This window comes from Ancylobacter pratisalsi, assembly GCF_010669125.1.
Lineage (GTDB): Bacteria > Pseudomonadota > Alphaproteobacteria > Rhizobiales > Xanthobacteraceae > Ancylobacter > Ancylobacter pratisalsi.
This window is the reverse complement of record NZ_CP048630.1, coordinates 1,176,583-1,189,059: the sequence shown is the minus strand read 5'-3', so window position 1 is coordinate 1,189,059 and position 12,477 is coordinate 1,176,583. Positions and strand designations below refer to the sequence as shown.

The 12,477-nt window shown below is 66.4% G+C and carries 10 protein-coding genes; 6 read left to right on the top strand and 4 right to left on the bottom strand.

Features of this window, described 5'->3' with window-relative positions; all coding sequences use genetic code 11:
* Positions 1-268: 268 nt before the first annotated feature.
* Both ispG and G3A50_RS05800 read right to left on the bottom strand, forming a co-directional pair.
* A complete protein-coding gene (gene ispG, locus G3A50_RS05805; protein WP_210255278.1) occupies positions 269-1,555 on the bottom strand; it encodes a flavodoxin-dependent (E)-4-hydroxy-3-methylbut-2-enyl-diphosphate synthase in 1,287 nt (428 codons plus the stop codon).
* A 118-nt stretch (positions 1,556-1,673) separates the two neighbouring features.
* Positions 1,674-2,201 (bottom strand): Fur family transcriptional regulator, encoded by a 528-nt coding sequence (locus G3A50_RS05800; RefSeq protein ID WP_163074372.1) that lies wholly within the window; start codon positions 2,199-2,201, stop codon positions 1,674-1,676.
* A gap of 195 nt (positions 2,202-2,396) precedes the next feature.
* Between G3A50_RS05800 and G3A50_RS05795 the strand changes: the two genes are divergently transcribed.
* The 3 genes from G3A50_RS05795 (at position 2,397) to G3A50_RS05785 (ending at position 5,577) form a co-directional block, all read left to right on the top strand.
* On the top strand, positions 2,397-3,176 hold the full coding sequence (locus G3A50_RS05795; protein ID WP_163074371.1) for a 3-hydroxybutyrate dehydrogenase: 780 nt from the start codon (positions 2,397-2,399) through the stop codon (positions 3,174-3,176).
* A gap of 18 nt (positions 3,177-3,194) precedes the next feature.
* Positions 3,195-4,748 carry a patatin-like phospholipase family protein gene (locus tag G3A50_RS05790; protein ID WP_246252162.1) on the top strand — a complete coding sequence of 518 codons (1,554 nt, stop codon included), beginning with the start codon at positions 3,195-3,197 and terminating at the stop codon, positions 4,746-4,748.
* 70 nt (positions 4,749-4,818) lie between these two features.
* Positions 4,819-5,577, top strand: coding sequence for an RluA family pseudouridine synthase (locus tag G3A50_RS05785; RefSeq protein ID WP_163074370.1), 759 nt, complete (start codon positions 4,819-4,821; stop codon positions 5,575-5,577).
* On the opposite strand, the gene G3A50_RS05780 is transcribed toward G3A50_RS05785, so the two are convergent.
* A complete protein-coding gene (locus G3A50_RS05780) occupies positions 5,564-6,547 on the bottom strand; it encodes a glucokinase (protein WP_163074369.1) in 984 nt (327 codons plus the stop codon). The genes G3A50_RS05785 and G3A50_RS05780 overlap by 14 nt on opposite strands.
* Before the next feature lie 314 nt (positions 6,548-6,861).
* Here G3A50_RS05780 and G3A50_RS05775 point away from each other — a divergent pair, with 314 nt between their 5' ends.
* The 3 genes from G3A50_RS05775 to purH all read left to right on the top strand — a co-directional run bounded on the left by G3A50_RS05775 (position 6,862) and on the right by purH (position 11,675).
* Positions 6,862-8,127 carry an RsmB/NOP family class I SAM-dependent RNA methyltransferase gene (locus G3A50_RS05775; RefSeq protein WP_281355840.1) on the top strand — a complete coding sequence of 422 codons (1,266 nt, stop codon included), beginning with the start codon at positions 6,862-6,864 and terminating at the stop codon, positions 8,125-8,127.
* Between the two features lie 112 nt (positions 8,128-8,239).
* Complete coding sequence (locus G3A50_RS05770) at positions 8,240-9,958, top strand: heparinase II/III family protein (RefSeq protein WP_163074367.1); 1,719 nt, start codon at positions 8,240-8,242, stop codon at positions 9,956-9,958.
* Positions 9,959-10,085: 127 nt separating this feature from the next.
* The gene (purH, locus tag G3A50_RS05765; RefSeq protein WP_163074366.1) at positions 10,086-11,675 is read left to right on the top strand and encodes a bifunctional phosphoribosylaminoimidazolecarboxamide formyltransferase/IMP cyclohydrolase; all 1,590 of its coding nucleotides are present in this window, start codon (positions 10,086-10,088) and stop codon (positions 11,673-11,675) included.
* 85 nt (positions 11,676-11,760) lie between these two features.
* On the opposite strand, the gene G3A50_RS05760 is transcribed toward purH, so the two are convergent.
* The gene (locus tag G3A50_RS05760; RefSeq protein WP_163077332.1) at positions 11,761-12,396 is read right to left on the bottom strand and encodes an OmpW/AlkL family protein; all 636 of its coding nucleotides are present in this window, start codon (positions 12,394-12,396) and stop codon (positions 11,761-11,763) included.
* Between the last annotated feature and the right edge of the window lie 81 nt (positions 12,397-12,477).

Below are 12,477 nucleotides of genomic sequence, written 5' to 3'. Positions count from 1 at the left end.
CATTCACAGGCTCGGGCGAGCGCGGGCTTTTACGCTATAAGGGCTGGCAGGGCAACGGGCGAAAGCCTCTGAGCCCCCACGCGGCCGACAATGCGCGGCTGGCATGCCGGAAAGGCGGGACGGCGCGGAGCCGGCACGGTTCCCCGGGCCTTGCGCCGCATGTGGGCGCCGTGGACACGACGTCGACAAAGGGCCGATGGATTTCGTCGCGCAGATATCGACCGTGATATCCATTCTGAGCGAAGCCGCTGCCCGGTCGTGGACCTGACTACTCCGCCGCGTCGACGCCGGCGGCCGGCTGGCCGACCCCAAAACGCTTCGCGACATAGTCCTCGACGATCTTCTTGAAGTCTTCGCGCAGGCTCGGGCCGCGCAGGGTCATCGCCTTCTTGCCGTCGAGATAGACCGGCGCGGTGGGGAACTCGCCGGTGCCCGGCAGCGAGATGCCGATGTCGGCGTGCTTGCTCTCGCCCGGCCCATTCACGATGCAGCCCATCACCGCGACGTTCAGGGTTTCCACTCCGGGATAGCGCTTCTTCCATTCCGGCATCGAGGTACGGATGAAGTCCTGCACCTCGAAAGCGAGTTCCTGGAAGGTGGTGGAGGTGGTGCGCCCGCAGCCCGGGCACGCGGCGACCAGCGGCACGAAGGTGCGCAGGCCCATGGTCTGCAGCATCTCCTGGGCGACCGTCACTTCCCGCGTCCGGTCGCCACCGGGCTCGGGGGTGAGCGAGACGCGGATGGTGTCGCCGATACCCATCTGCAGCAAAACGCCCATCGCCGTGGAAGAGGCGACGATACCCTTGGAGCCCATGCCCGCCTCGGTGAGGCCGAGATGGAGCGCGTAGTCGGCGCGGCGTGCGAGTTCGGCATAGACGGTGATGAGATCCTGTACCGCCGACACCTTGGCGGAGAGAATGATCCTGTTCTTGGGCAGGCCGATCTCTTCGGCAAGCGCGGCGGACAGCAGCGCGGAACGGACTAGCGCCTCGCGGGTGACGGCACGGGCCTGCGCCGGGTGCGGCAGCTTGGCATTCTCGTCCATCAGCGTGGTGAGCAGGTCGTTGTCCAGCGAACCCCAGTTGGCACCGATGCGCACCGCCTTGTCGTGCTTGATCGCCAGCTCGATGATGGTGGCGAAGTGGCGGTCGCGCTTTTCGCCAAAGCCGACATTGCCGGGGTTGATGCGGTATTTGTCCAGCGCGGCAGCGCAGTCCGGGTACTTGGTCAGCAGAAGGTGGCCATTGTAGTGGAAGTCGCCGACGATCGGGGTGTTCAGCCCCATCTTCAGCAGGCGCTCGCGGATCTCGGGAACTGCCATTGCGGCTTCGTCGCGGTCGACGGTGATGCGGACGATCTCCGAACCGGCGCGGGCCAGCGTCGCAATCTGGCGGGCCGTGCCTTCCGGATCCGCCGTGTCCGTATTGGTCATGGACTGCACGACCACCGGAGCGCCGCCGCCGACGGTGATGTCGCCGACCTTCACCGGCACGGTGAGGCGGCGCGCGGCCGGGCCCGCGGCTTCCAGCTCCTCGGCAACGATACGTGCCGGCATCTGGCGTTCGGGGTTGGCGATGGCGGGTGCGTGGGTCATGCACGGATGTTCCAGGAGAGCGACAGCAAGCGGGATCCCGTCGGGCTGCCCGTTCGGGTAGGCGCGATGAGTGCCAACGTCAACGGTCCTTGCCGGCCGCAGGACCGCGGCGGTGCTCGGCGCAGGGCGCACACAGACCGGGAATTTCCACCACCGAGGCGCGAGGGGAAAAACCGGCCGACCGTGCCGCCCAGGCAAGGTCGCGACCCATGGCGTGGGAAGCAAGTTCCGTCGTCAATCCGCAGTCGTCACAGATCAGAAACACCACCACATCGTCCGCCGCGTGCTCGCGTCCGCAGGCAATGTAGGCATTGCGGCTCTCGACGCGGTGGGCAAGCCCCTCGCCGACCAGAAAGTCGAGCGCGCGGTAGACCGACATGGGTGGCGTCTTCTCGCCGCTGGCCCCGAGTCGCTCCACCAGCTCATAGGCTCCCAGCGGGACATGGCTGTCGGCGAGCACCTCCAGCACGCGCCGCCGCAGCGGCGTGAGCCGGGCGCCGCTCTCGCCGCAGCACAGCTCGGCGCGTGCGAGCGCTTCGGCCACGCAGATGCTGTGGTCGTGTTCGGCGTGAGGCGCCTTGGGTGTGGCGTCGAGTTGTATCGTCATCGCCTGATCGTACTCCACCGCTAGCAAACCGAAAACCATGTCGACCGGATGACCGCTGCGTGGAAGGGTGCCGTGCAATAAGTGGTCTTCGCAGCGCACGACAGCGTGCTAGCGTGGCTGATGTAGGAATTCAGACAACCGGACGCGAGCCTAGAGGCCAGGCGTCCAGCGGCCTTCGAGATCAGGAGTTGTTGAATGCTTAAGGGTAAGAATGCCGTCATCACCGGCTCCACCAGTGGTATCGGGCTGGCCTACGCCCGCGCGCTGGCCGCCGAGGGCGTGAATGTGACGTTGAACGGCTTCGGCGATCCGGCGGCGATCGAGAAGGAGCGGGCCAGCATCGAAAGCGAGTTCGGCGTCAAGGCGATCTACTCAGGCGCGGACCTGACCAAGGGCTCGGAATGCGCCGGGCTCATCAAATTCGCGGAGGAGACGCTCGGCTCGGTCGACATCCTCATCAACAATGCCGGCGTGCAGCATGTCCAGCCGATCGAGGACTTCCCGGACGACAAGTGGGACCTGATCATCGCGCTCAACCTTTCCGCCGCCTTCCACGCCATCAAGGCGGCCGTGCCGGGGATGAAGGCGCGCAAATGGGGGCGCATCATCAACACCGCCTCGGCCCATGCGCTGGTCGCCTCTCCCTTCAAGTCGGCCTATGTCTCGGCCAAGCATGGCATTGCCGGCCTGACCAAGACGGTTGCGCTGGAGACGGCGACGTTCGGCATCACCTGCAATGCGATCTGCCCGGGCTATGTCTGGACCCCGCTGGTGGAAAAGCAGATCCCCGATACCGCCAAGGCGCGCGGGATCACCGAGGAGCAGGTGAAGGAGTTCCTCCTGGCCGAACAGCCCACCAAGGAATTCGTGACGGTCGAGCAGGTCGCCGCCCTCGCAGTCTTCCTCTGCAGCGACAATGCCAAGTCGATCACCGGCGCGCTGCAGCAGATCGACGGCGGCTGGGTCGCGGAATAAGTAATCAGGAGAAGCCGAGTGGCCGATACGCCGATCACACCGAAGCGCCCGCGTGCCCCGTCCGCCAAGAAGGCGGCCGGGAGCAACGTCGTCTCCACCCCAAGCGAAGCCGTCGCCTCGCCTGAGGCCGTGCTTTCGGCGGCGCCAGCGCCTGAGGTGACGACGTCAGAGGCGAAGTCGCCAGAGGGGGCCTCGGCCGGCGCGGCAAAGCCTGAAGCCGCGACGCCCAAGGCTGCCGGGCTCAAGACCGCCAAGCCCGGGCTCGCCAAGTCCACGCCCGCCAAGTCCACGCCCGCCAAGTCCACGCCCGCCAAGTCCAAGGCGGCCAAACCTGTTGCGACGCAGTCCTCGGTGGCAAAGCCTGGGACCGTGAAGCCGAAGGCGGCCGCCGCGAAATCCAAGCCGCGTGCAAACGCTGTCGCGTCGGATGAGATGACCAAAGCCGAGGACGTGGCCGGCGCGCTTTCCGGCCCGACCGGAAAGGCCGAGGTCAAGCGTGCGCCTGCCACAGCGAAGAAGCCGGCCAAATCTGGTGGACAGGAGCTGAAGGTACTCAACCTCGCGCTGCAGGGCGGCGGCGCACATGGCGCCTTCACCTGGGGCGTTCTCGACCGGCTTCTTGAAGACGGCCGGATCGCGATCGAAGGTATCTCCGGTACCAGCGCCGGCGCCATGAACGCGGCGGTTCTGGCCACCGGGCTGGCGCGCGGGGGAAATGAAGGCGGGCGTGAGGCGCTGCATCGCTATTGGCGGGCGGTCTCCAAGGACGGCCGCACCAGTCCGCTCCAGCGCACCCTGCTCGACCGCCTGATGGGCAACTGGTCGCTGAATGCGAACCCGAGCTACATCGCCTTCGACGTGATGAGCCGGTTCCTGTCGCCCTACGATTTCAATCCGCTGAACATCAACCCGCTGATGGACCTCATTGAGGAGCATGTTGATTTCGACGCGCTGCAATCGTGCAATCACGTCCATGTCTTTGTGAGCGCCACCAATGTTCATACCGGCAAGGTGCGCGTTTTCTCCAAACATGAGCTGACGGCGCAGGCGATCATGGCGTCGGCCTGCCTGCCGTTCATGTTCCAGGCGGTGGAAATCGACGGCGTGCCGTATTGGGATGGCGGGTATATGGGCAATCCCGCGATCTTCCCATTTTACAACGTGGTGAGGACCGACGACATCCTCCTGGTTCAGATCAACCCGATCATCCGCCGCGAAACGCCGAAGACGGCCCGCGACATCAACAACCGGATGAACGAGATCACCTTCAACGCCTCTTTGCTGGCCCAGCTGCGCGCGGCGGATTTCGTCACACGCCTGTTGAAGAGCGGTAACCTGAACAGGAAGGGCGACGGCATCGACGGCTATCGCGATCTGCGCATTCATCGCATTGACGGTGCCGAGAGGCTGGTCGCGCTTGATGCGTCGACCAAGATGAACGCGGAGTGGGAGTTCCTGCTCTATCTCAAGGCCGTGGGCCGCGAGGTGGCGGAAGCCTTTTTGGAGAAGCACTTCGACGATATCGGCGTGCGCTCCACGCTCGACATTCAGGACGAGCTGGAAAAGGACTGACGCGGCTTTCCTTCCGCGCCCGCCCCTTCAAGGGCTCGACGTCGTCGCGCCTTTGTGGTGAGACGACGTCATGAGCCTGGTAGAGCCCGCCATCCCTTTCGACATCGCCACGCGCGTGCTGCACCGCGACGGCATGATGCTGGTGATCAACAAGCCGGCAGGCCTGGCGGTCCATAGGGGGCCAAAGGGCGGGGAAACGCTCGCCGACCATCTCGACACGCTGCGCTTCGGCCTGCCGAATGCGCCTGAACTCGCCCATCGGCTCGACAAGGACACCTCGGGTTGCCTTGTGCTGGGGCGCCATCGCAAGGCGCTGGCCGATCTCGGCCGGGCCTTCGCCGAAGGCTCGGTCGGCAAGACCTATATGGCGGTCGTGCGCGGTGTGCCGGCACAGTCCGAAGGGCGGATCGAACTGAAGCTCTCCAAGCGCTCGCCGCAGCGGGGCTGGTGGATGCAGGTCGATCCGCGCGGCCAGGAGGCGATCAGCGAATGGCGGGTTCTGGCCACGGCCGAAGGGCTGGCCGTGCTCGCGCTGTCACCGCTCACGGGGCGCACCCACCAGCTTCGTGTGCATCTGGACGCGATCGGCCACCCGATTCTTGGTGACAATATCTATGGCGGCGCTTCCCGCCTGCCGGGCGGGCCGATCCTGCATTTGCATTCGCGCCGGGTGGTCATCCCCCAACGCCAGGGGCGGGACAAGATCCGCGACCCCATCGATGTCAGCGCGCCCTTGCCCGACCATATGCGCATGACGCTGGAGCGGGCGGGGCTGGATGTGGCGGCTCTGGAGGCGGCGGCCGACGCTGCACTCTTTACGCGAGGTTGAGTTTCGCGCGTCTCGCCCTGAGCGCCTTTGCCAGCCTGCCGCCGAGCTGCCCACAGCCGACAAGGCCGGGCGTGGGATGCAAAATGACGTTCACCGGTGTCGCGGCGAGCCGGGCCTCGAAGGGCGGATGTTCCTGGAAGGCTTCGCGGAACGGGGAGGCCTCGAAAAACGGGGCCAGTGCTGCCGAAATGCCGCCCGCGAGGAAAACGCCGCCCCGCGCATCGAAGATGAGCGCCAGGTCTCCGGCGATGCGGCCGAATAGCCGTAGGAAAATGCCGATGCTGGCGAGCGCACCGTCATCGTCGCGATGAGCGGCGGCGATCACCTGTTCGGGCGTGATGTCCTCGCCTGCGAAGAGGCGATGGATCCGCGACAGGCCCGACCCGGACAGGGCATGTTCGACGACAACCGGGCCCAGTTCACCGACCAGATGGGCCAGCAGCCGCGCCTCTTCGGCGGTGGTAGCCCCAAGCCGGCAGCGGCCGCCTTCTCCGGTGATGGCGCGTTGCAGTCCCCGGCCCAGCCGCAAAAGTCCCGCCGATCCGAAGCCGGTGCCGGGGCCGCACACCAACATCGGCGCGGATTTATCCGCGTGTGCCTGACCGATCGGCGCCAGATCATCTGGGCCAAGGGCCGTAACCCCATAGGCCAGCGCCTCGAAATCATTGACCACGGTGAGCTTATGCCAGCCAAAATGCCTGCGCAGGTTACGCTTGGTGAGGGACCAGTCGCGATTGGTCAGCTCGATGAACTGTCCATTCGCCGGGCCTGCGACCGCCAGCACCGCACCATCGATCGCCTCGGTCGTCGCGGGATCGCGCATCGCGAGGTCGGCCTCGATCAACGCTTCGAAACCGGAGAACGAATCATTGCGGTGGATCTGCACATGGGTCGGGACGCCGTTGGCGCTGACCAGTGCGAGGCGGGATGACGTTCCACCGATATCGGCGATCAGAATGAGATGAGGCATGAATTAGAGCACTATTCCTGACGCTTGGTCGATGCCGACACCGGACGGCGGCTACCGCGTGAATGAGATAGGAGCCAATCTTTGCAGCTTCCACAAGGCTTGACGTACAACTCTTTCCTGCGGAAACGGTTCGGTCCGTCCATGACCGCGTCGCGGTACGGTTGCGTTCGCCTCTGTGCCGGCCTAGTGCGTAGGCGATGAACGAGACCTCGCGCGCATCAAATCGCCGCCCCGCGAATCGCGGCAGTCGGCCCGGCTCCGCGGAGCGCCCGCGCCCGCCGGGGGCGCCTCCACCCTCCCTTCCCGGGATCGCGGTGCGACGCGCTGCGGCGGATGCGATGGATGCCGTGCTCGACAAGTCGCGCCCGCTCGAGGAAAGCCTCGAGCGGCTTACTCGCGATCTGGACGATCGCGACCGCTCGCTGGCCCGCATGATCGCCGCGACAAGTCTGCGCCGTCTGGGTAGCCTGCGTACACTTTTGCGCGGCATGATCGAACGCAGCCTGCCGCCTAAGGCGAAGCGGGTCGAGACCATTCTGATTATCGGTGCCGCGCAGATCCTGCTCACCGACGTGCCAGACCATGCTGCGGTTGCGACCAGTGTCGCCCTGGCTGGCGAGGACGCTGCGACTGCGGGCTTCAAGGGCCTTATCAATGCGGTTCTGCGCCGAGTGACGCGCGAGGGACGCGCCCTGCTGCCCGAGGGTCCGGATCAGCCGAAATGGATGATCGAGGGGTGGATGCAAGCCTACGGCGCCGAGACCGGGAACGCGATTTCGCGGGCTCTGGCGCATGAGGCGGGGCTCGACCTGACGGCGAAGTCGGACCCGGCCGGTTGGGCGGCGACGCTGAACGGGCGGCTGCTTCCTAACGGGACGATCCGTCTCGTCGACGCCGGAAACATCACCGCGCTGCCGGGCTTCTCCGAGGGCGGCTGGTGGGTGCAGGACGCGGCCGCGGCGCTTCCGGCGCAGCTGCTTCATGCCACGGCCGGCATGGAGATTGCGGACCTGTGCGCGGCGCCGGGCGGCAAGACCGCCCAGCTCGCCGCAGCGGGTGCGCGGGTGACAGCGGTGGATCGTTCGGGCACGCGCCTCAAGCGACTGCAGCAGAATCTCGATCGACTGGGTCTGGAGGCCGAAATCGTCGAGGCCGATGCGGCCGTTTTCGAGGGTGGCCCGTTCGACGCCGTGTTGATCGATGCCCCGTGCTCGGCCACGGGCACTATTCGCCGCCATCCCGATGTCGCCTGGACCAAGGCACGGGAGGATGTTGCCACGCTCGCGGCCCTGCAGGCGCGGATCCTTGCCCACAGCGCGCAGATCCTTCGGCCCGGTGGGGTGCTGGTCTATTCGACCTGCTCCCTGGAGCCGGAGGAGGGCGAGAATCAGATTTCGGCTTTTCTCGCCACCCATCCCGATTTTCGACGCGAGCCGATCCAGCCGGGCGAATGCGGAGTGGCGGCGGAGTGGATCAACGCGGCAGGCGAGCTGCGCACACTGCCGACCCATCTGCCCGACGCCGATCCGCGGCAGGCCGGCCTTGACGGCTTCTTCGCCGCGCGGCTCCGTCGGGCATGAAGGACGGAAGGTTCGCGGCGAGGCAGTTGGACCCGTGCGAAGGCTTCGCTAAGCTGCGGGCGCGGGGAGGGCTGTTGCTTGCCGGACAGATTCAACAAGAGGTAGGCCGCTGATGGCCCGCGATATCAACGCGGACCGTGTCAGGCTGGCGCTGTTCGTCACACAGTCCGGCTGGCGCAGGCTGCGCACCTGTCTGATGGTGCATCCATGGTTTCCCTGGCGCAGCACGGCGGTGCCGGTTCCCTCGCGCCTGCTCTTCGCCCCGCATGATCTGCGTACCGGGGACCCGACCCGCGCCAGCGAGTTCTATGCCGGCCGTTTCGCGTTCGCCGGCAAGGTGGTGCTGACGGACGGCGCCTCGCCCTTCGAGATGGAGCCACCCTCGCGCGAGTGGGCCGAGGAGCTGATGTCGTTCTCCTGGCTGCGCCACATGCAGGCTGCAAGCACCGCGATCGCCCGCGCCAATGCGCGCGCGCTGGTGAGCGACTGGATCGCGATGCGCGGCCACCGGCTCCCGGTCGCCTCCTCGCCGGAGATCATGGCCCGGCGGGTGATCAACTGGCTTACCCAGTCGCCTCTCCTGCTTCAGGACGCGGATCCGAGTTTTCATCGCCGGTTCATTCGCAGCCTCACCAGCCAGGTGCGCATGCTCGCGAGCATCGGGGCGGATGCTCGTGACGGCCGGCCCCGGCTGATGTGCGCACTGGCGCTGAGCTTCGCCAGCCTGTGCATGGCGGACCAGACCCGCCTGATGAAGCTGGCGCAGAAGCGCCTTGCCGAGGAACTTGAACGGCAGGTGCTCGCCGATGGCGGCCATGCCAGCCGCAATCCCGGCCTACTGGTGGAGGTGCTGCTCGATCTGCTGCCGCTGCGCCAGTGTTTCGGTGCCCGGCACATGCCGCCCCCGCCGGCGCTGCTGAACGCCATCGACCGGATGATGCCGATGCTGCGCTTCTTCCGGCATGTCGACGGTGCCTTCGCCCATTTCAACGGCATGGGGCCGACGCCTGCCGACTGGCTGGCGACCGTGCTCGCCTATGACGATGCGCGCGGGCGCCCGCTGTCGAACGCGCCCTACTCAGGCTATCACCGTCTGGAAGCCGCTGGCACGGTGCTGATCGCGGACACCGGCGCGCCTCCGCCGATGCCGCTGAGTCACGAAGCCCATGCGGGCTGCCTGTCCTTCGAAATGTCGGCGGGACGAAATCGTATCGTGGTCAATTGCGGCATGCCGGCTACCGCGCGCGAGGAGTGGCGCGCCGTGGCGCGGCAGACGGCAGCCCATTCCACCGCGACGGTCGAAGATACCTCCTCCTGCCGCTTTGTGAGCGGCGGGGCGCTGATGCGCCTGTGTGGAACGCCCATTCTCGAAGGACCGGCGGAGCTTCATGTCGACCGTGGCGAGCGCGGCGGAGCGGATGTGCTGCGCGCCAGCCATGACGGCTACGCCAGGCGTCTTGGTGTGATCCACCAGCGCTCGTGGCGGCTGTCGCCGGACGGCTCGCGGCTCGACGGAGAGGACCTCTTCCGCGTTGCGCATGGCGAGGAATTCTCGGCCGACCAACCCGCAGCCTATGCCATCCGCTTCCACCTCCACCCGTCCGTGAAGCCGACCCGGGCAAGCGATGGGCACTCCGTCATCCTCAAGTTGCCTGATGGCGATCATTGGGCCTTCACCGCGCCGGAATGCACCGTGGTGATCGAGGAGAGCATCATGCTCGCGGCGAGCAGCGGGCCCCGCCGCACCGAGCAACTGGTCATCAGCGGCCAGGCTCGGACGGCGCCCCGGGTGGAATGGACATTCGTGCGGGTGAAAACGTTGCGCGCCTGAGGCGTCAGGTCCGGCAGGGAGGCTTTGCGCATAGCTGCATGGAGCCGCGGCGTTGTGCGCGAGTGTTCCCGTCTCGGCGCGGACGTGGTAGGGCGACGCCTTGATCCCGCTAAGAAATGGCCGTCCCATGTCCACCGATGTCCGCCCAATCGTCCGTGCCCTGATCTCCGTCTCCGACAAGACCGGGCTCGTTGCTTTCGCCGAACGTCTCGTCGCCCGTGGCGTCGAGCTGGTTTCGACTGGCGGCACCCGCAAGGCATTGGCGGAGGCTGGCCTCAAGGTGCTGGACGTCGCCGACCTCACGGGCTTTCCCGAAATGATGGATGGGCGTGTGAAGACGCTTCACCCGGCCGTCCATGGCGGCATTCTCGCCGTGCGTGACGATGCCGGGCATCAGGCGTCGATGAGTGAGCATGGCATCGGCCCGATCGACCTTGTCGTCGTGAATCTCTACCCGTTCGAGGCAACGGTGGCGCGTGGCGCCGATTACGACGAATGTGTCGAGAACATCGACATTGGCGGTCCGGCGATGATCCGTGCGGCCGCGAAGAACCACGCGGATGTGGCCGTGGTGGTCGATGCGTCGAGCTACGAGACCGTGCTGGGCGAACTGGAGGGCAAGGGTGGCACCACGCTGGCGACGCGTCGCAAGCTGGCGCAACTCGCCTATGCCCGCACCGCGACCTATGACGCGGCCATCACCCGCTGGTTCGCCAGCGTCGAGGGCGACGACACTCCGAACACCCGTATTTTCGACGGCACCCTCGCCGAGGCGCTGCGCTATGGCGAGAATCCGCACCAGAGCGCGGCGTTCTACAAAGGTGGCGCGCTCCGGCCGGGTGTCGCCACGGCGCGCCAGCTTCAGGGCAAGGCGCTGTCCTACAACAACCTCAACGACACCGACGCCGCCTTCGAAGCCGTGGCCGAGTTCGATCCGGTGCGGGCGCCTGCGGTGGTGATCATCAAGCATGCCAATCCCTGCGGCGTGGCGGAAGGTGAGACGCTGGAAGCGGCTTATCGCAAGGCGCTGGCCTGCGATCCGACCTCCGCATTCGGCGGCATCGTGGCGCTGAACCGCACTCTCGATGCCGAGGCGGCGCGTGCGATCGTCGAGATTTTCACCGAGGTGATCGTGGCCCCCGATGCGACGCCGGAGGCCGTGGCGATCGTCGGCGCCAAGAAGAACCTGCGGTTGCTGGTGACCGGTGCATTGCCCGATCCGCGTGCGGGGGGCCTTCAGGTCAAGTCGCTGGCCGGCGGACTGCTGGTGCAGTCACGTGACAATGCGGTGGTCGACGGCATGGAGCTGCAGGTGGTCACCAAACGCGCCCCGACTGCGGCCGAGCGCGCGGACCTCGCCTTCGCTTTCCGTGTGTGCAAGCACGTCAAGTCGAATGCCATTGTCTATGCCAAGGATCTGGCGACTGTCGGCATCGGTGCGGGGCAGATGAGCCGGGTGGATTCGGCCCGGATCGCGGCCTCCAAGGCACGGGATGCGGCCGCCGCTGCCGGTCTCGCCGAGCCGTTGACCAAGGGCTGCGTGGTCGCCTCCGACGCGTTCTTCCCCTTCGCCGACGGTCTGCTGACTGCGATCGAAGCCGGCGCCACAGCGGTGATCCAGCCCGGCGGCTCCATCCGCGACAGGGACGTGATCGCCGCCGCCGACGAGGCCGGGGTTGCCATGGTGTTTACCGGCGTGCGCCACTTCCGGCACTGAGCCGGGGACCACGCAGTCCAGGAAGACCAAAGAAAAAGGGCCGGCTTGCGCCGGCCCTTGTCGCTTCCAAGGCGTTCCCCCGAACTCAGAAGCGGTAGGTGACGCCGAGGCCGACGATCCACGGGTCGAGATCGGCCTTGCCCGTCAGAGCGTTGCCGGCAACGGTTACGTCGAAATCGGGCTGCAGGAAGAGCTTCTTGACGTCGACGTTGAAGCCCCAGTGCTCGTCGATCATGTAGTCGAAGCCGGCCTGGAGCGCGAAGCCCCAGCTGTCCTTCACATCAAGCGAATCAGCGCTGTCGGCCTTCTGATCGAAGAAGATGGTGTAGTTCACGCCGGCGCCGACATAGGGCTTGAAGGCGCCGAAATCGGTGAAGTGGTACTGCAGTGTAAGGGTCGGCGGCAGCAGCCAGACTTCACCGATCTTACCGAGGCCCGAGAGCGAGCCGGAGCCGTTGATGTCGTGCGGCGTCACGCCAAGGATAAGTTCGGCAGCCCAGTTGTCGGTGAAGAAGTAGGTGATGTCGAGTTCGGGCACGACCGCGTTCGAATAGCTGAGATCCGAGCCCGATACGCCGTCCACCGAGCCGCCATCCTCGGGCATCACCAGCAGCGCGCGAACGCGGATCTGCCACGGGCTGCGCTCCACCACCGGCGCGGGTGCCTTGTAGGCCGGTGCCGGCGCGGCGACATCTGCGGCCATGCCAGCGGAAGCGGCCATCGGCAGCGCGAGAAGCGCCGCGCAAGCGGCGGTGAAGGTCGAACGACGCATCGACATTTTCTTTCCCCAAATTTCCCAGCG